At 69.0% G+C, this 20,382-nt stretch carries 18 protein-coding genes and 1 tRNA gene; 3 read left to right on the top strand and 16 right to left on the bottom strand.

From position 1 onward, the window contains the following. The first annotated feature begins 19 nt into the window (after positions 1-19). Complete coding sequence (locus tag E6C64_RS13040; RefSeq protein WP_136427928.1) at positions 20-1,009, top strand: LacI family DNA-binding transcriptional regulator; 990 nt, start codon at positions 20-22, stop codon at positions 1,007-1,009. Between the two features lie 222 nt (positions 1,010-1,231). Further along, positions 1,232-3,340, top strand: a complete 2,109-nt coding sequence (locus E6C64_RS13035; protein WP_136427927.1) for a RecQ family ATP-dependent DNA helicase — start codon at positions 1,232-1,234, stop codon at positions 3,338-3,340. Between the two features lie 5 nt (positions 3,341-3,345). Here E6C64_RS13035 and E6C64_RS13030 read toward each other — a convergent pair whose 3' ends face one another. The 3 genes from E6C64_RS13030 to E6C64_RS13020 all read right to left on the bottom strand — a co-directional run bounded on the left by E6C64_RS13030 (position 3,346) and on the right by E6C64_RS13020 (position 4,902). Then, a complete protein-coding gene (locus E6C64_RS13030) occupies positions 3,346-3,795 on the bottom strand; it encodes a MarR family winged helix-turn-helix transcriptional regulator (protein WP_233255617.1) in 450 nt (149 codons plus the stop codon). Further along, the gene (locus E6C64_RS13025; protein ID WP_136427926.1) at positions 3,792-4,544 is read right to left on the bottom strand and encodes an SDR family NAD(P)-dependent oxidoreductase; all 753 of its coding nucleotides are present in this window, start codon (positions 4,542-4,544) and stop codon (positions 3,792-3,794) included. The genes E6C64_RS13030 and E6C64_RS13025 overlap by 4 nt, the downstream gene beginning before the upstream one ends. Positions 4,545-4,812: 268 nt before the next feature. Next, positions 4,813-4,902, bottom strand: a tRNA-Ser gene (locus E6C64_RS13020). Between the two features lie 131 nt (positions 4,903-5,033). On the opposite strand from E6C64_RS13020, the gene radA reads away from it, so the two are divergent. Then, the gene (radA, locus tag E6C64_RS13015) at positions 5,034-6,536 is read left to right on the top strand and encodes a DNA repair protein RadA (RefSeq protein WP_136427925.1); all 1,503 of its coding nucleotides are present in this window, start codon (positions 5,034-5,036) and stop codon (positions 6,534-6,536) included. Here radA and E6C64_RS13010 read toward each other — a convergent pair. From E6C64_RS13010 to ftsH, 13 genes are all read right to left on the bottom strand, one after another. Beyond that, positions 6,452-7,048 carry a hypothetical protein gene (locus E6C64_RS13010; protein ID WP_136427924.1) on the bottom strand — a complete coding sequence of 199 codons (597 nt, stop codon included), beginning with the start codon at positions 7,046-7,048 and terminating at the stop codon, positions 6,452-6,454. The genes radA and E6C64_RS13010 overlap by 85 nt on opposite strands. Positions 7,049-7,125: 77 nt before the next feature. Further along, complete coding sequence (locus E6C64_RS13005) at positions 7,126-7,635, bottom strand: amino-acid N-acetyltransferase (protein WP_136427923.1); 510 nt, start codon at positions 7,633-7,635, stop codon at positions 7,126-7,128. Positions 7,636-7,757: 122 nt separating this feature from the next. Continuing rightward, positions 7,758-10,262: an ATP-dependent Clp protease ATP-binding subunit gene (locus E6C64_RS13000; protein WP_136427922.1), complete on the bottom strand. Its 2,505-nt coding sequence runs from the start codon at positions 10,260-10,262 to the stop codon at positions 7,758-7,760. Positions 10,263-10,385: 123 nt separating this feature from the next. Next, positions 10,386-10,580, bottom strand: a complete 195-nt coding sequence (locus E6C64_RS12995) for a hypothetical protein (RefSeq protein ID WP_136427921.1) — start codon at positions 10,578-10,580, stop codon at positions 10,386-10,388. A gap of 57 nt (positions 10,581-10,637) precedes the next feature. After that, positions 10,638-10,790, bottom strand: a complete 153-nt coding sequence (locus E6C64_RS19115; protein WP_158437862.1) for a hypothetical protein — start codon at positions 10,788-10,790, stop codon at positions 10,638-10,640. Further along, a complete protein-coding gene (gene lysS / locus E6C64_RS12990; RefSeq protein WP_136427920.1) occupies positions 10,790-12,286 on the bottom strand; it encodes a lysine--tRNA ligase in 1,497 nt (498 codons plus the stop codon). Before lysS ends, E6C64_RS19115 begins: the two co-directional genes overlap by 1 nt. Positions 12,287-12,954: 668 nt before the next feature. Beyond that, positions 12,955-13,845 carry a pantoate--beta-alanine ligase gene (gene panC / locus E6C64_RS12985; RefSeq protein WP_136427919.1) on the bottom strand — a complete coding sequence of 297 codons (891 nt, stop codon included), beginning with the start codon at positions 13,843-13,845 and terminating at the stop codon, positions 12,955-12,957. A 115-nt stretch (positions 13,846-13,960) separates the two neighbouring features. Continuing rightward, on the bottom strand, positions 13,961-14,731 hold the full coding sequence (locus E6C64_RS12980; protein WP_136427918.1) for a Rossmann-like and DUF2520 domain-containing protein: 771 nt from the start codon (positions 14,729-14,731) through the stop codon (positions 13,961-13,963). Continuing rightward, a complete protein-coding gene (locus E6C64_RS12975; RefSeq protein ID WP_136427917.1) occupies positions 14,713-16,341 on the bottom strand; it encodes a PH domain-containing protein in 1,629 nt (542 codons plus the stop codon). Before E6C64_RS12975 ends, E6C64_RS12980 begins: the two co-directional genes overlap by 19 nt. After that, positions 16,338-16,820, bottom strand: coding sequence for a PH domain-containing protein (locus E6C64_RS12970; RefSeq protein WP_136427916.1), 483 nt, complete (start codon positions 16,818-16,820; stop codon positions 16,338-16,340). The genes E6C64_RS12975 and E6C64_RS12970 overlap by 4 nt, the downstream gene beginning before the upstream one ends. A gap of 29 nt (positions 16,821-16,849) precedes the next feature. Then, positions 16,850-17,326: a DUF3180 family protein gene (locus E6C64_RS12965; protein ID WP_136427915.1), complete on the bottom strand. Its 477-nt coding sequence runs from the start codon at positions 17,324-17,326 to the stop codon at positions 16,850-16,852. After that, complete coding sequence (folP, locus tag E6C64_RS12960; RefSeq protein WP_136427914.1) at positions 17,323-18,354, bottom strand: dihydropteroate synthase; 1,032 nt, start codon at positions 18,352-18,354, stop codon at positions 17,323-17,325. Before folP ends, E6C64_RS12965 begins: the two co-directional genes overlap by 4 nt. Beyond that, positions 18,355-20,364 (bottom strand): ATP-dependent zinc metalloprotease FtsH, encoded by a 2,010-nt coding sequence (gene ftsH, locus E6C64_RS12955; protein ID WP_136427913.1) that lies wholly within the window; start codon positions 20,362-20,364, stop codon positions 18,355-18,357. Between the last annotated feature and the right edge of the window lie 18 nt (positions 20,365-20,382).

The raw sequence follows: 20,382 nt of genomic DNA, 5'->3' as shown, positions 1-20,382 counted from the left end.
TTCTTGCGAGACGAGCCGAGTGGGCGCCGAGAACAAGGTCACCATCTACAGCGTCGCCGAGCGCGCCGGGGTCAGCATCTCCACGGTGTCCCTCGCCATCAACTCTCCGCATCGCGTGAGCGAGACGACGCGCGCACGAGTGATCGCCGCTGCAGGGTCCTTGGGCTACCGCGCGATCGACGGCGGGCGCCGGGCTTCAGGCGGCACGAGGATCGCTGTCGCCGCTCCCTTCAGCAGCTACTCGACCTACTTCCGTCGGTTCTCGGGCATGCTGGTTCGCGCCCGGGATACCGCCGTCGAGCTGATGGCGCACGACCTGGAATCGGCGGCGAGCGTGAGTGCGCCGCTGCTGGACGCGCTGCCGGCGCGCAGGGGAATCGACGGCCTCATCCTGATGGGGGTGCCGCTCGGGAGCGCGGCCCTTCGAGCAAGCAGGGAGGCTGCACTGCCCCTCGTCCTCATCGATGTGCGCCGAGCGCGGCCCGTCGGCGACGATCTGCCTGTCGTGCTCGTCGATGATGAGGAGGGCGGACGGGCCGCAGGGGCGCACCTGCGCGAACGCGGCCACGAACGCGTGATCTTCCTCGGGGAACCGCAGCTATCCGACGACTACGTCTCCGCCGGGATGCTGCGCATCCGCGGACTCGCCGAGCATGTCGAGGTCAGTCTCGTCAGAAGTCCGCTCCACGCCGACCCCACACCGGCCCTGCTCGCCGCGCTGGAGGGTCCCACGCCGCCCACCGCGATCGTCGCCAACCACGACGAGCTGGCGTCCCGTGCATGGCGTGGCCTGGCGGCCCGAGGGTTGAGGATCCCCGAGGACGTCGCGATCGTGGGCTACGACGACGGTCCGCTCGCCGACGGTCTCGGACTCACCACCATCCGCCAGCCCTTCGAGGAGTCGGGTCGCGTCGCGCTCGAGCTGCTGCTCGGCGCCATCGCCGGCACCGGCGGGGCCGTGCGCCGCATCGATCTGACCCCGACGCTCGTGGTCCGCTCGAGCACATGAGCGCTCGGCCACGATCGGCTGCCCGCACCTCCGCCCCTCTCCCGCGCGCGGCCAGGTTTCCTCTCGTCGGCCACCTTTTCTCCTTCCGCGGCCACCTTTCCTCCCGTCGGCCAGGTTTCCTTCCCGTGCCGTAGGGAGGAAAGGTGGCCGAGCAGCTCTCGCCACGATCGGCTGAAGGCGCTGGGCGACCTGGGTGTCGGACGGGCCTGACAGTCTGGGCGGATGGACACCCGAGTCGCCGCTGAAACCGCCCTCCGCGAGCTGGTCGGTCGTCCCGACGCGGTGTTCCATGACGGTCAGTTCGAGGCGATCTCCGCGCTCGTCGACGATGCGCGCCGCGCGCTCGTCGTTCAGCGCACCGGATGGGGGAAGTCCGCCGTCTACTTCGTCGCGACCCGCCTGCTCCGTGACCGCGGTGCCGGCCCGACGCTGCTGGTCTCCCCGCTGCTGGCGCTGATGCGCGACCAGGTCGCCGCCGCGGCGCGGGCAGGCGTCCGGGCGGTCGCCATCAACTCCGCCAACGCGCACGAGTGGGGCGAGGTCCGCGAGCAGATCGCGCGCGACGAGGTCGACGTGCTGCTCGTGTCGCCCGAGCGGTTGAACAATCCGACGTTCCGCGATGAGCAGCTGCCCGAGCTCGTCGCGCGCACTGGCTTGGTGGTCGTCGACGAGGCGCACTGCATCTCCGACTGGGGGCACGACTTCCGACCCGACTACCGGCGACTTCGCGAGCTCATCGAGCGCATACCGTCCACCGTCCCTGTCCTCGCCACCACCGCGACCGCGAACAGCCGAGTCGTCGAGGACGTCGCCGAGCAGCTCGGCGCCGCGGGTCCTGCCGCCGGAGACGTCCTGACGATCCGCGGTCCGCTGGCCCGCAGCTCGCTCCGTCTCGGCGTGCTGCGGCTGCCCGACGCGGCGGCCCGGTTGGGCTGGCTGATGGCGCACATCGGAGAGCTGCCGGGCAGCGGCATCATCTACTCGCTCACCGTCTCGGCCGCAGAGGACACCGCCAGGCTCCTGCGCGAGGCGGGGCACGAGGTGCTCGCCTATACCGGTCAGACGGATCCCGAGCAGCGCGAGCAGGCCGAGGAGCTCCTCAAACAGAACAGGGTGAAGGCGCTCGTCGCCACGAGCGCACTCGGGATGGGCTTCGACAAGCCCGACCTCGGATTCGTGCTCCATCTCGGCGCGCCCAGCTCCCCCGTCGCCTACTACCAGCAGGTCGGCCGCGCCGGCCGGGCCACCGAGAACGCCGACGTCCTGCTGCTCCCCGGTCCAGAGGATCCCGCCATCTGGCAGTACTTCGCCACCGCCGCGATGCCGACCGAGGAGCGTGCTGCGGCCGTGCTCCACCGGCTCGGCGACGATCCTCTCTCCACACCCGCCCTCGAGGCGCTCGTCGACATCCGACGCTCGCGCCTCGAGCTGCTGCTCAAGGTGCTCGACGTCGATGGAGCGGTCCGGCGCGTGCGCGGCGGCTGGGTGTCGACCGGCGTTCCGTGGACCTACGACCGCGAGCGCTACGAGCGCATCGCCCAGGCCCGCACCACCGAGCAGCAGAGCATGCTCGACTTCGAGACCACCGACGGATGCCGGATGGCGTTCCTGCAGCGCACCCTCGACGATCCGACCGCGACCGACTGCGGGCGCTGCGATCGATGCGCGGGAGTCTGGTACCCCACGGACGTGCCCGAGAATTCGAGTCGCGAGGCTTCCGCTTCGCTCGACCGCGTGGGGGTCGCCGTCGAGCCGCGCGCTCAGTGGCCGACCGGCGCGAGCTCTCGTGGAGTGCCGGTGCGCGGCAACCTGCCGCAGAACGAGCGCGCCCTCGAGGGCCGAGCGCTCGCCCGACTGACCGATCTCGGCTGGGGCGGGCCGCTTCGCGAGCTCTTCTCGCCCGGCGCCACCGACGCCCCCGTGTCGCAGGCGATGCTCGACGCGTGTGTGCGGGTGCTCTCGCAGTGGGGATGGGCAGAGCGGCCGGTCGGCATCGTGACGATGCCGAGCCGGAGCCGGCCAGTCCTGATCGACTCCGTCGCTCAGGGGCTCGCTCGGATCGGGAGGCTTCCCATCCTCGGCGCTCTCGATCGCACCGGCGAGGGCGGTGCGTCGGGCGAGACCGGCAACAGCGCCTACCGTCTCGGCTCGGTCTGGCCGGCGTTCCAGGTGGGCGGTGAACTGACGGCCGCGCTGGAGTCGGCAACCGGGCCCGTGCTGCTCGTCGACGACCTCGCCGACAGCCGCTGGACTCTCACGGTCGCATCTCGGCTGCTGCGCCAGGCGGGCGCTCCCGGCGTGCTGCCCTTCGTGCTCGCGCTGCGGAGCTGAGGGCTCTATTCCCGCTCCACCCCCGGGGCATGGGCCTCGAGGTTGCGAGTGGCCGCCTGAAGAACGCGCACCGCGGTCGCCAGGTCCGCGTCGTCGGCCCCTTCGAAGGAGATCTCCTGGACGACTGCGACGGGATCGGGCAGCTCCTTCCACAGCTCTTCCCCGGCGGTCGAGAGCCGCAGGACTCGCTGCCGCTGGTCCACCGCGTCGGGCGTCTGGTCGACGAGGCCCTTGCGGACGAGGGTGGTGACTACGCCGCTGAGGGTGGCTCGTTCGATCTTGAGGATGCGGCCCAGGTCGCGCTGCATCGTGGGACCGGCATTGGCGAGGTGATAGAGCACGTACCACTGCGTCGAGCCGAGGTCGTGCTCGCGCAGGACCGCCTCGATCATCGTTCGGGATGCGTAGTAGTACCGCTTCACCCAGGCCCCGACCGAGTCGTGGTGATCCGTCACCAGGGGATCGTTGCAGCCGGCCAGCGAGTGAACGTTCCAGTCGGGCCGTCCGGACCGAGGAGCGCCACGCGCACCACCTCGCGGGACCCGTCCTCCAACGACTCCGTGCCCGCGTACCCGTTGAGGGCGGTGCTGGTGAAGGCCGGAGACACTAAGTTGACCTTGATGTCGGTCGACTCGAGCTCGATCATCATGGCCACGGTCATCGCGTTGAGCGCCGTCTTCGATGCTGCGTAGCCCGGGCCGAACGTCGAGCGGTAGGCAAACGAGGGGTCGGAATTCGAGGTCAGCGATCCGACTCCGCTCGACACGTTCACGATGCGGGCGTCCGATGATTCGCGCAGGAGCGGCAGCATCGCCTGGTACACGGCGAGGACGCCGAAGACGTTCGTCTCCCAGATCTCCCTGACCTCGTCGAGATCGGCCGTGCTCGCCAGACCCGTCCGAACGACATCATCCAATGACCGCGGTCCCCCAGTGTGCGAGATGCCTGCGTTGTTCACCAGCAGATCGAGCCGACCGAATTCCGAGCGGACCCGCTCCGCCGCGGCGGCGATCGAGGCCGAGTCGGTGACGTCCAGCTGGATGGCGATCGCCCCAGGCCCGATCTCCTGAGCGGCCGCCTCGCCGCGCTCGAGGCTGCGCGAGCCGAGCAGGACGGTGACGCCGTTGGCGACGAGCTCCTTGGTCAGTTGGAAGCCGACCCCCTGATTCGCTCCCGTGACCAGTGCGATCCGTTCGGCCGCCATCTTCCGCTCCTCTGCATCCGCTTCCACCGATCTCGGATCGGCAGGTGGTGTCCGATCGTCAGCCACCAAACGATCTATGTAAGGTACCAGACGATTCGTCTGCCAAATGACGCGGGAGCTTCTGGAGCACGATCGACACGCATCCGACGGACCGATCTCGAGGTCACCACGAGGCCTGCGACCGTGTCGCCGCCGCCGAGGACGCCGCCAGGGAAAGCCGAAAGCCCCCGCAGCACCGTGTGAAAACGCAGTGCGCGAGGGCTTCCGATGGCGGTAGCGGTGGGATTTGAACCCACGGTGGAGTCGCCCCCACACATGTTTTCGAGACATGCTCCTTAGGCCGCTCGGACACGCTACCGGGGTCGAGTGTACGCGAGCGGGCGCGGGCTCCGCGAATCGCGAACGCACCCGTTCCGCGGGTGCAATGCGTTCTGGAGCACCGCCGCGTGCATTCGAACGAATGTCCGAGCCTCCGCATATGGTGTCCGCATGGCACGCTCCTCCGCAGGCACCTCGCATCCCTACAAGTGCACCGAGTGCGACTGGAAGACCGCGAAGTGGGTCGGTCGCTGTGGGGAGTGCCAGCAGTGGGGCACGGTCGTCGAGGTCACCGAGAAGACGGGGATCCTCCGCTCGGTGGTGCCTGTCCGCATCGCCGCTGACCGTGCCGCGCGTCCCATCGGCGACATCGCCACAACCAGCGCGGTGCACTGGCCGAGCGGCATCAACGAGTTCGACCGGGTGCTCGGTGGCGGGATCGTGCCGGGTGCCGCCATCCTGCTCTCGGGCGAACCCGGTGTCGGCAAGTCGACGCTGCTGCTCGAGGTCGCCGCCCGGGCTGCTTCCACCGGTCAGCGCGTGCTCTACGTGAGCGCGGAGGAGTCGGTGAGCCAGGTGCGCATGCGTGCCGAGCGCACCGGCGCCCTCGAACCCCTGCTGTACCTCGGGGCCGAGACAGATCTCGCCACCGTGCTCGGCCAGGTCGAGGCGGTGCAACCCGATCTGCTCATCATCGACTCGGTGCAGACCGTCTCGAGCTCCGAGGTCGACGGGCTCGCCGGCGGACCGGCTCAGGTGCGCGAGGTCGCGGCCACCCTCATCAAGGCGGCCAAGAGCCGCGGCCACTCGGTGCTGCTCGTCGGCCACGTGACGAAAGACGGCTCCATCGCCGGCCCTCGGCTGCTCGAGCACCTGGTCGATGTGGTCTGCACGTTCGACGGCGATCGTCAGACCGCCCTGCGCTTCGTCCGCGCTCAGAAGAACCGCTTCGGACCGACCGACGAGGTCGGCTGCTTCGAGATGACCGGCGAGGGCATCTCCGAGGTGCCCGACCCGAGCGGGCTGTTCCTCAGCCGAAGCACCACCATCGTCAGCGGCACCTGCGCCACGGTCGCGATGGAGGGCAAGCGCGCCCTGCCCGTCGAGATTCAGGCGCTCGTCGTCCCGTCCACCACTCCCTCCCCCAGGCGGGTCACGGTGGGCCTCGAGTCGAGCCGCGTCGCGATGATCCTGGCCGTGCTCGAGCGGCGCGCGGGTGTCTCCCTCAGTCCGTTCGACGTCTACGTCTCGACGGTGGGCGGTGTGAAGCTCTCCGAACCGGCGGCCGATCTCGCGATCGCACTGGCGGTGGCCTCGGCCGTAGAGGACGTCCCCATCCGCCACGATCTGGTCGCCTTCGGCGAGCTCAGTCTCGCCGGTGAGATCCGGCCCGTGTCACTCGCCCGCCAGCGCGGCAGCGAGGCGAAGCGTCTCGGCTTCGGCACCGTGATCGACCACGATCATTCGAACCTTCTGCAGGCGATCGGCGCCTCGATGATGGCCGGTGGCGCGGCTCGCGCCCGGCACCAGGATGTCGCGAAGGCCCAGGGCGCCTCTGCGTCGGGCAAAAAGGCCGCTGGCGGGCGTGGTCAGTCGAGCACGAAGCTCGCCGCGGTGGCGGAGCTGAATCCCCCTACCGACGCCGACAGCTGGTACGTCCCCGACGGCAGCTGATCTCCGTTCGACGTGCATCCGTCGGCGGAGTCCCGGTTCCAGACGGTCGGCGATGACATCGCGGGCTGGGCACCGGAGGCCGCCGGTTCCAGCAGGTAGGTCTGATCGGCCGCGGGCAGGCATCCGACGGTCGACCAGACGACACCTGCGTCGTCGGACACCGTCAGGGACTGCTGGCGAGTGCCGATGTCGATCAGGCAGTGCACCGCACTGACATTCACCAGCGACCAGGAGAGCCGAGGCAGTGAGCCGACTGCGTATTCCGACGCATCGACTGTCGGCGTGATCTGCACCTGGTCCGCGGTGCACGGCACCGGCACAGTGGAGACGGGGGCAGGCACCACAACGGGCGCTGCCACCGGTGGCGGCGGAGCAGGCGGCGGAGGCGCAGGACGGACGACGATCAGGGCGACGACCACGGCGGCGGCGAGCAGGCCGAGCAGCAGCAGGATCCGGCGGCGCCGGTAGACGCTGCGCGGCACACCACGCTCTGTCCTCTGGGGCACCGCCATGCCGACAGGCTAGGGATCCATCCGCTCGATCGGCGGAATGCGGACCGGATAGTCGCGGACGCGCGGACTGCGAGGGCTCAGAGCCGCTTGAGCATCCGGGTGTTGCCGAGCGTGTTGGGCTTCACACGAGCCAGATCGAGGAACTCCGCGACACCCTCATCGGATGACCGCACGAGCTCGGCGTAGACATCGACCGTGATGACCTCTTCGCTGATCGGGGTGAAGCCATGACGAGCGAAGAAGTCGGTCTCGAAGGTGAGGCAGAACAGGCGGCTGAGTCCGAGCGCGAGGGCCTGCTCCTCGAGCCGGTCCAGCAGAGCGTGCCCGACGCCGCTGCGGAGGTACTCGTCGGCGACCGCAAGAGTCCGCACCTCACCGAGGTCCTCCCACATCACGTGCAGGGCGCCGCAGCCGATGAGCGAGCCGTCATCGGCCTCGGCGACGAGGAACTCCTGGATCGCCTCGTAGAAGACGACCAGGTTCTTGCCGAGCAGGATCCGTCGCTGGACGAGCGGCTCCACGAGCGCCTGGATCAGCGGGACATCGCTCGTGCGCGCGGGACGGACGAGGAACGAGCTGCCTGGCACTCCCCCATCCTCCCAGCATTCGCTGTTGCGCCTTAACGCCGAACTGCCCAGTTCTGCTGCTCGGGAGGCTTCCCAAGCGGCAGAACTGGGCAGTTCGGTCAGTGCTTCTCGGCTGTTGCGGCCTACTCGGCGGCGATCTCCGGGGTGGCCGTGATCGCGCCGGGGGCTCCTGCGCCGACCATGTCGCCGCGACCCGAGGTCGTGAAGACGAACTCGCCATCCACGAAGTCGACGTGGACGTGGTCGCCTGCGTTGAGCTCACCGTGCAGGATGCGCTCCGACAGACGGTCCTCGATCTCGTGCTGCACCGCGCGACGCAGCGGACGGGCTCCGAGCGCGGGGTCGAACCCGAGCAGGATGAGCCGACCCTTGGCCGCTTCGGTGAGCTCGATGGTCAGGTCGCGGTCCATCATCCGGACGCCGAGGCGCTTGATGAAGAGGTCCACGATCTGGAGCAGCTCCGACTGGCTGAGCTGCGGGAAGACGATGGTCTCGTCGACGCGGTTCAGGAACTCGGGCTTGAAGTGCTTCTTCAGCTCCTCGGTGACCTTGGCGCGCATGCGGTCGTAGCCGGTCGAGGACTCGCCCTCGACGACGAAGCCGACCGGTCCGCCCGCGATGTCACGCGCACCGAGGTTGGTGGTCATGATGATCACGGTGTTCTTGAAGTCGACCACGCGGCCCTGGCCATCCGTCAGACGCCCCTCCTCCAGGATCTGGAGCAGCGAGTTGAAGATGTCGGGGTGCGCCTTCTCGATCTCATCGAACAGGACCACGCTGAACGGCTTGCGGCGGACCTTCTCGGTGAGCTGGCCGCCCTCTTCGAATCCGACGAATCCGGGAGGGGCACCGAACAGACGCGAGACGGTGTGCTTCTCGCCGTACTCGCTCATGTCGAGGGAGATCAACGCGTTCTCGTCGTCGAACAGGAACTCGGCGAGCGCCTTGGCGAGCTCGGTCTTTCCGACGCCCGTGGGGCCGGCGAAGATGAACGAGCCGGAGGGCCGCTTCGGGTCCTTCAGACCGGCGCGGGTGCGACGGATGGTCTTGGCGAGGACCGAGATGGCCTCCTCCTGACCGATGACGCGCTCGTGCAGGGCCTTCTCCATGAAGATGAGCCGCGAGGACTCCTCCTCGGTGAGCTTGAAGACGGGGATGCCGGTCGCCTGGGCGAGCACTTCGGCGATGAGTCCCTCATCGACCTCGGCGGTCGTCGAGACCTCTCCGGACTTCCACTTCTTCTCGAGGCGCAGGCGCTCGGCGAGGAGCTGCTTCTCCTCGTCGCGCAGGCCGGCGGCCTTCTCGAAGTCCTGGTCTTCGATGGCGGTCTCCTTGCCGGCGCGGACCACGGCGATCTTCTCGTCGAACTCGCGCAGCTCGGGCGGGGCCGACAGGATCGACAGGCGCAGGCGAGCGCCGGCCTCGTCGATCAGGTCGATGGCCTTGTCCGGGAGGAAGCGGTCGGCGATGTAGCGGTCGGCGAGGTTCGCCGCCGCGACGATGGCGCCGTCGGTGATGGACACCTTGTGGTGCGCCTCGTAGCGGTCGCGCAGGCCCTTGAGGATGTTGATCGTGTGGGGGAGCGAGGGCTCCATCACCTGGATCGGCTGGAAGCGACGCTCGAGCGCTGCATCCTTCTCGAAGTGCTTGCGGTACTCGTCGAGCGTGGTCGCGCCGATGGTCTGCAGCTCACCGCGCGCGAGCAGCGGCTTGAGGATGCTAGCCGCGTCGATCGCGCCCTCGGCGGCACCTGCGCCGACGAGCGTGTGGATCTCGTCGATGAAGGTGATGATGTCGCCGCGGGTGCGGATCTCCTTGGTGACCTTCTTGAGCCGCTCCTCGAAGTCACCGCGGTAGCGGCTTCCGGCGATCAGCGATCCGAGGTCGAGCGTGTAGAGCTGCTTGTCCTTCAGGGTCTCGGGCACGTCGCCGCGCACGATCGCCTGGGCGAGGCCCTCGACGACGGCGGTCTTGCCGACGCCGGGCTCGCCGATCAGGACGGGGTTGTTCTTGGAGCGGCGCGACAGGATCTGCATGACGCGCTCGATCTCCTTCTCGCGCCCGATCACCGGGTCGAGCTTGGATTCGCGGGCGGCCTGGGTCAGGTTGCGACCGAACTGGTCGAGCACCTGCGATCCCTGCTGCTGGCCGGTCTGGGTGTCGCCGCCGACGGCGATCGCCTCTTTGCCCTGGTAGCCGGAGAGCAGCTGGATGACCTGCTGGCGCACCCGGTTGAGGTCGGCTCCGAGCTTGACGAGGACCTGGGCGGCGACGCCCTCGCCCTCGCGGATGAGGCCGAGCAGGATGTGCTCGGTCCCGATGTAGTTGTGGCCGAGCTGAAGGGCCTCGCGGAGCGAGAGCTCCAGCACCTTCTTCGCACGCGGCGTGAACGGGATGTGCCCCGTCGGCTGCTGCTGGCCCTGGCCGATGATGTCCTGAACCTGCTCGCGCACCGCATCGAGGGAGATCCCGAGCGACTCGAGCGCCTTGGCGGCGACGCCCTCACCCTCGTGGATCAGACCGAGCAGGATGTGCTCGGTTCCGATGTAGTTGTGGTTGAGCATCTTGGCCTCTTCTTGGGCCAAGACGACGACGCGGCGGGCTCGATCGGTGAATCTCTCGAACATGGTCACTCTCCCCCGGCGCCGGGCAGGAAGACGGCGCCGATACAGAGAGAGTAACCAGGGACCCTCGGGGTTGACGCTCCTGTTCGCCGTGGGCGTTAGGCCGCGTCGCGCGGGGTCTTCGGGTCAGTTGCGGGGATCGCCGGGGGCGGCCACGGGGGTCGAGATCCCGAGGCGCTCGCGCTCGGTGGCCTCGAGCTTGGCGAGGGCGGCGCGCTCGTGACGGTCGGCGCGGATGATGACCCACATGATGAACCAGAACAGCAGGCCGACGAGGATGGTCGGGGTGATCGACCAGACCGCGTTCCAGAAGTCATCCATGATGCGGCAAGGATAGCCCAGCCCGCCGCAGGGCCTGCTGGACCCGGATCGGACCGCTCAGTTCCCGCCGTTCTGGATGATGCCGATGATGCCCGAGACCAGGAAGTAGAGCCCGACGGCTCCCACGAGCACCCAGATCGCCACGCGGTTGAAGGACGGCGGCTTGGGCTTGCCCTTGTCGCGGAGCTCGTCGTCGGAGAGGTACGCCATCACTTCACCAACGGGAAGAGGATCGTCTCGCGGATGCCGAGCCCGGTGATCGCCATCAGCAGGCGGTCGATGCCCATGCCCATGCCGCCGGTCGGTGGCATCCCGTGCTCCAGGGCACGGAGGAACTCCTCGTCGACGCGCATCGCCTCGGGGTCGCCGCCGGCGGCGAGCGCCGCCTGCTCGACGAAGCGCTCGCGCTGCACGACGGGGTCGACGAGCTCGGAGTACCCGGTCGCCAGCTCGAAGCCGCGGACGTAGAGGTCCCACTTCTCGACGACGCCGGGCACGCTCCGGTGCGCACGGACGAGGGGTGAGGTGTCCACCGGGAAGTCCATGACGAAGGTCGGCGCTGACAGGCTCGGCTTCACGAAGTGCTCCCAGAGCTCCTCGACGTACTTTCCGGCGATCGGATGGGCCACCTCGATTCCGACGTTGTCGGCGAGCGCCGTGAGCTCGTCGATCCGCGTCTCAGGCGTGATCTCGACGCCGGCCGCTTCGCTGAGCGACGCGTGCATGCCGATCCGCGCCCAGTGGCCGCCGAGGTCGAACTCGGTGCCGTCCGCCCAGGTGACGACGGGGGAGCCGGCCACCGCCGTCGCGGCGTTCTGGATGAGCTCCTGGGTCAGGTCGGCGATGCCGTTGTAGTCGCTGTACGCCTGGTAGGCCTCGAGCATCGCGAACTCGGGGGAGTGGGTGGAGTCGGCACCCTCGTTGCGGAAGTTGCGGTTGATCTCGAAGATCCGCTCGAGCCCGCCGACCGCGGCGCGCTTGAGGAAGAGCTCCGGTGCGATGCGCAGGTAGAGCTCGGTGTCGAACGCATTGCTGTGGGTGCTGAACGGTCGGGCTGCTGCGCCTCCGTGCTGCACCTGCAGCATGGGGGTCTCGAGCTCGAGGAAGTCGTGCGCATCGAAGGTGCGTCGAAGGGAGGCCACGGCGGCGGCTCGGGCGCGCACAGTGACCCGCGCCTGCTCCCGCACGATGAGGTCGAGATAGCGGCTGCGCACGCGGGTCTCCTCGGAGAGCTCGCCGTGCAGGTTGGGCAGGGGGAGCAGCGCCTTGCTGGCGATCTGCCAGGAGGTCACCATGATGGACAGCTCCCCGCGACGTGACGCGATCACCTCGCCCTCGACGAAGACGTGATCGCCGAGGTCGACCAGGTCCTTCCAGCGCTCGAGCGACTCCTCCCCCACCTCCGCGAGACTCACCATCGCCTGGATCCGGTCGCCGTCTCCTGCCTGCAGCGAGGCGAAGCAGAGCTTGCCGGTGTTGCGCTGGAACACGACGCGTCCGGCGAGTCCGACGATCCGGCCGGTCTTCTCATCGGGCGCGAGGTCGTCATGGCGCGCGCGGACGGCGCCGATGGTGTCGGTGATGGGGACGGAGACCGGGTAGGCCTCGCCCTCCTCGAGGAGTCGGGCGCGCTTCGCCGATCGGACCGCCTTCTGCTCGCTGACCTCTGCCTCAGTCGGCTCAGTGGGCGTGGTGTCGTCGGACAACGTGGGGCTCCTGGAGTGGATCGCGACCCGAACCGGGCCGCCGTCCAGGGTACCGTGCGCGGTCTGCGCGCCGGAGTACCTACGAAGCCCGCGGATCCCTACGGAATTTCGAGCACATTCGGCCGGAACGTAGGAGAAGTCGGAACGGAGGAGAGGGAGGGTTAACGCACTGACGGCCGTCGGCTGGCTCCGGAATGGATCGGAGGCGGCGGACGGCCGTCAGACCACCTGGTCGCTGGGGAGGCGACGTTCGGGTCCGGCCCCTGGGTGGAGGCCGTGGTGCGTTGCGGTGCTCTTCAGCGACAGTTAGGGATGTCGCTCCGGCTCCGTGGGGGAAGGTGGCGCCGGTACTGCTGGTGGTGCTCGGGTTCCTCGTGGGTGGCGAGGGGTGCTGCGACTCCTTGGGTGAGGAGCTGGTGCATCCTCCTGGGTGGGGAGGATTCGGTGCGGGCGTCGCAGGGTGAGCGATTCGCCCTTCGTGTCCTCTTCGGGGAGGACCTTTCGGGCTTGATAGAAATCTATCCGCCGTGGCGGGGGGAGCAAATCCCCACTAGGAGGTACACCGATCTGTCTGTCCTCACCGCTGAGACACGCAACTTGTACCCCACGGATGCCGAAGTGATCGTTTCGGGTTACGGATTCCGAACCGATCTGTCTACCGTGACATTTCAGTTGACGAACGCGTACTCGTTGTCGATGAGACGGGTATCGCCCACGGTCGCCGCGATCAGGATGAGGGCGCGGCCGTGGAAGTCGTCCGGAGCCGGCTCGAAGGTCGCCGGATCGACGACGACGAGGTAGTCCAGCTTGACCACCGGCTCCCCCATCAGCGTCGACTGGGCAGCGGCTATGACCGCGTCGATGCCCCGGTCGGCGCTCGAGGCTGCGGCATCGAGCGCCGCCGCGATCGTGGTGGCGGCCCGTCGCTCCGTGCTGTCGAGTCGGCGGTTGCGACTCGACAGGGCGAGGCCGTCGTCGGCACGGACGGTCTCGACCACCTCGATCCGGAGCGGCAGATCGAGGTCGCGGACCATCCGCTGCACCAGGAAGGCCTGCTGAGCGTCCTTCTGGCCGAACACGGCCACGTCGGGCGCGACGATGTGGAAGAGCTTGCTCACGACGGTCAGCACACCGTCGAAGTGACCGCGTCGGCTGCGCCCTTCGAACATCATGCCCACCCCTCCCCCGGTGACGCGGGTGGCGACGGGGCCGTTGGGGTACATCTCCTCGCCGCCGGGCGCGAAGACGATGTCGACTCCTGCGGCCCCGAGCTTGGCGAGGTCCTCGTCGAGGGTGCGCGGATAGTTCTCGAGGTCCGAGGCCTGGTTGAACTGCAGCGGGTTGACGAAGATCGACACGACCACGACGTCGGCGGTCTCTCGGGCACGCTCGACCAGCGCCAGATGCCCGTCGTGCAGCGCACCCATCGTGGGCACCAGCGCGACCCTCGGCGCCGCGGCCGCTGCCGCGGTGGCGTCGGGCCCGGTTGCGCTCGTTCGGGCGGCCGCGACCACCTCACGCACGTCGGCGATGGTCGTGGAGACGATCGGCTCGCTCACCGGTCCTCCTGGTCTGTTCCGGCCGGGTTCGCCCGACCAGGGACGATGCTAGCCCGCAGATCGACCCTCGCATCTCCGATCCCCGCGCCGGAACGCCGCGCGATCAGGGCGTCCGTCACCGTCGGTGCGGCGGCAGGCCCGAGTCGAAGTCGTCGTCACCGACCATGAGCTCGGGGATCTCGAGGTCGGGCTGAGCACGAGCGAGCGCGTCGTCGACGGCCGCGCGAGCCAGCGCACCCAGAACCCGGCCGGGAGACTCGATGCCGATCGCCGACAGCTGCCTCGTGGCCTGCTCGACGATCGCCGAGGAGAACGTCGACACCGTCGCGATCGCCTCCGCGTACGCCACCCGGTCGCGCTCGTCGACGAGGACGGGCTCCCCGCCCATCTCGACCACCAGCGCCTGCCCGATGGGCTGGACCGGAGCGGGAGCGGTGACGGCGAACCAGGACTCGGCCAGCCGGGCCAGATCGAGGCTCGTCCCGGTGAACGGCATCGCCGGGTGCACGGCGAGCGGGATCGCACCGGCCTTCCGAGCCGGATCCAGCACGCCGACCCCCAGACCGGGCGCCGTATGCAGCACGATCTGCCCCGGCTGCCACGCGCCCGTCACGGCGAGGCCCTCGACGAGAGCGGCCAGCTCCGCTTCGGGGACGGCGATCAGGACCAGCTCGCTGCGCTCCACCACCTCCGGCACAGAGAGGACCGGAACGCCGGGCAGCATGGCCGCTGCTCGCTCGCGGCTCGACTCGGAGATGGCGCTGATGCCCGTGATGGCGTGTCCCGCTCCCGCGAGCGCGGCGCCGAGAACCGGCCCCACCCGTCCCGCACCGATGATTCCCACGCCCAGGCGTCCGGAGCGACCGGTCACGGGGTCGCTCCCCATCGATAGGAGGTGTCCGCGCGACCTGTGGTGATCGCGACCCGGGAGACGTCGCTGAACAGCTCGATGGCGGTATCGACGTCGAGCGCACCGATCCTCGCCGTCACCGGCCCGGAGACGGTGTGGGCGTGCACAGTGGCGACCCTCAGCGCGCGACCCACAGTGCTCTGAGTGAGAGACACGCTCTGCAAGCGCGCTTCGGGCACGATCGTCAGGGTCCGCCAGATCCGCCCCGCCCGAAGGAGCAGCGCGGTGTCGGTGAAGATGAAGCCGTTGCGCTTCCAGGAGAGCGGATGCAGCACGCGGGCGCGGCGCGGGGAGCCGACGTACCCATCGCCGCCGCTGCCGGTCATCCCCACACGCACCGCGTCGGCCGCAGCCGTCTCCATCAGCGCAGGCAGGATGAGCCCGAGGACTCGCTCGACGTCGTTCCGATCGCCGACCGGCAGCACCATCGTCGCCGCGGCCACACCCGAGCTGCTGGCCGAGGAGCTGCTGGCCCGATTGATCCGGATCTGCCACCAGCCCGCCGGCCGCCAGAGCAGCGGCTGGGTCACATCAACGGCATGGATGCGCCCGGGCGGCAGCGTCTCGTTGCTGGTGGAGAGCAGTCCGAAGCCGATCCGGACCCCGTTGGGCGTGCCGGCGATGCTGTAGCGCAGCGACTTCGTGAAGCGGTTGACGGTGAAGCTCGTCATGCCGATGAGGGCGGGAACGGCGCCGAACAGCAGGTACGCGTCGCCCGTGATGACGACCCAGGGGATGCCGAACGCGAGCAGTGCGAGCAGGATCAGCGTGGGGCCGCTGAGCAGGATGGAGAAGAAGAGTCGGGCGGGGTGGATGCGCACCACGGACTCGGGGGCGGCCTCGGTCGGATCGAGCTCCGGAGCGAGGAACTCGTCCACCCGCTGCTCGAGAGCGCTCGCGCGCGGCTGCACGGAGTCGCCGTCCGCTGATGCAGCCGCCGCAGGTGCGGCCTTCGCTCCGGAGGCGAGCCGGAGCACGTCTCGACGCAGCACGTCGGCGGCCGCCGAGCCCAGGTAGTCCAGGCGCACATTGGCGTCTTGGCCTGCGACCGATACCTCGAGGCGGGCGGCGCCGAAGATGCGAGGCACGAGCGCTCGGACGATGTTGATGCCCTGGATCCGGTCCAAGCGGGCCTTGCGACTGGTGCGGAACAGGATGCCGGAGCGCACCTCGACGACCTCGTCCGTGACGCGGAACTCGTGCATCCGCCAGGAGAGGTAGAAGCCGAGCACGAAGACCAGGACGATGCCGATGGTGATCGCGAGGCCGGGGATGAGCCAGCCGTTGTCGATGACCAGGTCCAGAGGGTCGCCCTCGTGGAAGCCGGTGAACGACTCGAGGATGCGGTCGCGCAGGTTGGCGACGAGGATGCCTCCGATGGCGATCAGCGCGATGCCTCCGCGCAGCAGTGGCGTCGCCGGGTGCAGGCGATGCCACTCCCCATCGGCCAGCGCTCCCGGCCGTGTCGCTGCGGCCGTTCCCGCACCCACTCCGACGGCATCCGAGGGATGCGACGGGTCATGGCCGGGGCCGCCCTCACGGGGGATGGCCTCAGGGCCGCCCTCCCCCGCCACTGGCTCGGTCACAGCCCCACGCGCCGGGACTCCGCGAGATCGACGAGCCGGTCGCGCAGCTGGTTGGCGTCGTCCTCGAGCAGCCCGGGGATCGCGACTCCGGTCGATGCCGCGGCCGTCACGAGCTTCAGATCGGACAGGCCAACGAGACGGGCGATGGGTCCACGATTGATGTCCACGAGCTGCATCCGGCCGTAGGGCACGGAGACGACGCGCTGGAACAGCAGGCCGCGACGGAAGACGAGGTCGTCTTCGCGCAGCTGATAGCCGTACGCCCGAACGCGTCGGGGCACGAGCAGCACGGTCACGACCGACATGACGAAGAAGACCGCGAGCACCAGCGCCGGGATGCCGAGGCCGAAGAAGAACGCGGCCAGGGACGCCGCCAGCGCGAGAAGCGCGGAGACGGCCGAGCCGATGATGTCGACGATGATCAGCTTCGGGGAGACTTTGCGCCACTCGACGTCGGGCAGCTCGATTCGGGCGGACACCTGCCCATTGTCGCTGGTCGCCGGACCGCTCACTGTCCCTGCAGGTCGAGGCGTCCCGGGCGGTCGCCGTCGTCCGGCGGTATCCGACACCACTGTTCGACCAGATAGCCGCAGATGAGCAGCGCCGCGGATGCCGCGATGACGAGCAGACCGGCGACCAGGGTGTAGCTCGACGAGACCACCGGGCGGGTGACGAGGAACAGCAGCAGCCCGATCCCCGCGCCGCCGATCAGGGCGCCCGCCAGGATGGACGCCTTCGCGAGCGTGACGACGCGCATGGCCTGGAAGGGATTGACCTCGCGCTTGGCAGTTCCGCGGACGGCCTGGCGGATCGGCCAGCCGAATGCCACCACGATCGCGGCGATCCCGGCGAGTGCGATGGCGAGGGACAGCGGCGGGACGATGACGGCGAAGCCGCGCGCTGCGAGCGCGAGCTGAAGGAGCCAGCCCGCGGCGACGCCGACGACCAGGAGTCCCACGGGCGCCGCGATGCCGGTGCGTCTCATCGCGGTTCTCCCCGGCTCACGTCGTTCAGGCTACCGAGGCTCTCCCGATCCTCGTCGGAGCCGATCCGAGTCGCGCCGATCTCCGATTCGCTGAGGTCCGCGCCGTCGACCTGCGGCCCATCTCGGCGCACTGAACCACTGCGCCAGGCGGCGGCGACGTCGAGCGCGACCCGAGTCGACCGGACGTCGTGCACGCGAACCCCCCATGCGCCGGCCTGCGCGCTCAAGGCGCTGATCACAGCGGTCGGCAGATCACGGTCCTCCACGGGCACGTCGGCTCCGACGACGGCGCCGAGGAAGCGCTTGCGCGAGGCTCCGACGAGCATTCGGAAGCCGAGCGACTGCAGCTCGGCGAGGCGCCCGAGCAGCTGCCAGTTGTGCTCGGCGGTCTTGGCGAAACCGAGGCCGGGATCGAGGATGATCCGCTCGGCGGGCACGCCGTGTGCGATCAGGTCGTCCACTCGGGTGCCGAGCTCGCGCCGGACGTCGAGCACCACATCCGCGTAAGTGGCGAGCCGGTCCATCTCAGTGCTGTGGCCACGCCAGTGCATGGCGACGAAGTCGACGCCGAGGGCGCCGGCACGGGCGGCAACCGAGGCCATGTCAGGGTCGGCCAGCCCACCGGAGACATCGTTGATGACGGATGCGCCGGCCTCGACCGATGCCTCTGCAGTGCTGGCGCGCAGGGTGTCGATGCTGACCCGCACGCCTTCCGCACGCAGAAGACGGATGACGGGGAGGACGCGATCGCGCTCCTCTGCCGCTGACACCCGTTCGGCGCCCGGGCGGGTGGATTCGCCTCCGACATCGACGATGACCGCACCGTCGGCGACCAGCCGGAGCCCATGGGCCACGGCGGCGTCGACGTCGAGGTACCTGCCGCCATCGCTGAACGAATCGGGGGTGACGTTGAGCACCCCGAAGATGCGAGGTGCGACGAGCTGCTCGTCTGCGGCGTTCACGACGTCCAGATCTGAGACGCGAACGCGATCGGCGGCCGGATGGCCACCGATCGCGTCGAGCGTCACCTAAGCGGTTGCGGGGCGGGGCTTGATCCGCGGGGTACGGGAGCGCTTGGGCTCGGGCGATCCGGAATCGATGCCACCGTCCACTGCGCTGGAGTCGATCGGCGCCTTGGGGCGCGGGATCGTCACGGCAGGCAGGTCGGACACGGGCCGCTTCGAGCTGGAGAGCCACTGCGGGCGCTCGGGCGCGTGCTTGATGTTCTTGAAGATGTCGGTCAGCTGCGTCTGGTCGAGCGTCTCCTCCTCGAGCAGGCGGGTAGCGAGGACGTCGAGGATGTCGCGGTTCTCGATGATCACCTTGTACGCCTCGTCGTGCGCGGCCTCGATGAGGTTGCGCACCTCTTCGTCGACCTTCTGCGCGAGCTCCTCGGAGTAGTCGCGCTGGTGACCCATGTCGCGGCCGAGGAACATCTCGCCCGAGGACGCGCCCAGCTTGACCGAGCCGATGGAGGCGCTCATGCCGAACTCGGTGATCATCCGGCGCGCGGTGCCCGTGGCCTTCTCGATGTCGTTGGATGCGCCGCTGGTCGGGTCGTGGAAGATGATCTCCTCCGCGACGCGGCCGCCCATGGCGTAGGCCAGCTGGTCGAGCAGCTCGTTGCGGGTGACCGAGTAGCGATCCTCGATCGGCAGCACCATCGTGTAACCGAGGGCGCGGCCGCGCGGCAGGATCGTGATCTTGGTGACCGGGTCGGTGTGGTTCATCGCCGACGCGACCAGGGCGTGCCCGCCCTCGTGATACGCGGTGATGATCTTCTCCGAGTCCTTCATGACGCGGGTGCGGCGCTGGGGACCGGCGATCACGCGGTCGACGGCCTCATCGAGCGCGCGGTTGTCGATCAGCTGCGCGTTGGAGCGCGCGGTGAGCAGCGCCGCCTCGTTGAGGACGTTGGCCAGGTCGGCACCGGTGAAGCCCGGGGTCTTCCGCGCGAGGACCTCGAGATCGACGCCGGCCGCCATGGGCTTGCCCTTGGAGTGCACCTGCAGGATCTTCTTGCGGCCCTGGAGGTCGGGGGCGTCGACGCCGATCTGGCGGTCGAAGCGGCCGGGGCGCAGCAGGGCGGGGTCGAGGATGTCGGGACGGTTGGTCGCCGCGATCAGGATGACGTTGGTCTTGACGTCGAAGCCGTCCATCTCGACCAGGAGCTGGTTGAGGGTCTGCTCGCGCTCGTCGTGCCCGCCGCCCATGCCTGCGCCGCGGTGACGGCCGACGGCATCGATCTCGTCGACGAAGATGATGGCCGGCGAGTTGGTCTTTGCCTGCTCGAAGAGGTCGCGGACGCGGCTCGCACCCACGCCGACGAACATCTCGACGAAGTCCGATCCGGAGATGGAGTAGAAGGGAACGCCGGCCTCGCCGGCGACGGCGCGAGCGAGCAGGGTCTTGCCGGTTCCTGGAGGGCCGTACAGCAGCACGCCCTTCGGGATGCGGGCTCCGACGGCCTGGAACTTCGCGGGCTCCTTGAGGAAGTCCTTGATCTCCTCGAGCTCCTCGATCGCCTCATCGGCACCGGCGACGTCCTTGAACGTGACCTTGGGGCTCTCCTTGGAGACGAGCTTGGCCTTGGACTTGCCGAACTGCATGACGCGGTTGCCGCCGCCCTGCATGCCCGAAAGCATGAACCAGAAGAAGACGCCGAGGATGATCAGCGGGATGAGCCAGCCGAGCAGGCTCAGCCAGACGCTCGGCTGCGGCACCTCGTCGTCGTAGCCGTCGGTCGCGTTCGACGCCGCGACCGCCGAGACGATGTCCTCGCCGCGCGGAGTCACGTAATAGAACTGCACCTGCTTGCCGAAGTCGGGGTCGGCCCGACTCAGCGTGATGTCGACGCGATTCTCGCCGTCGACGATCTTCACCGCCTGGACGTTGCCTCCGCTGAGGAGGTCGAGACCCTTCTCGGTGGTGACCTGTCGGAAGCCGGTTCCGGTGAGCAGGCTCGAGCCCACCCACACGACGATGACCGCTATGACGATGTAGAGAATCGGGCCGCGGAAGATGCGCTTGAAGTCCATGGTGGGTATAGGGTACCC

The sequence above is a fragment of the Naasia lichenicola genome, from assembly GCF_004801885.1.
Lineage (GTDB): Bacteria > Actinomycetota > Actinomycetes > Actinomycetales > Microbacteriaceae > Naasia > Naasia lichenicola.
This window is presented reverse-complemented; position numbering and strand designations above follow the sequence as displayed.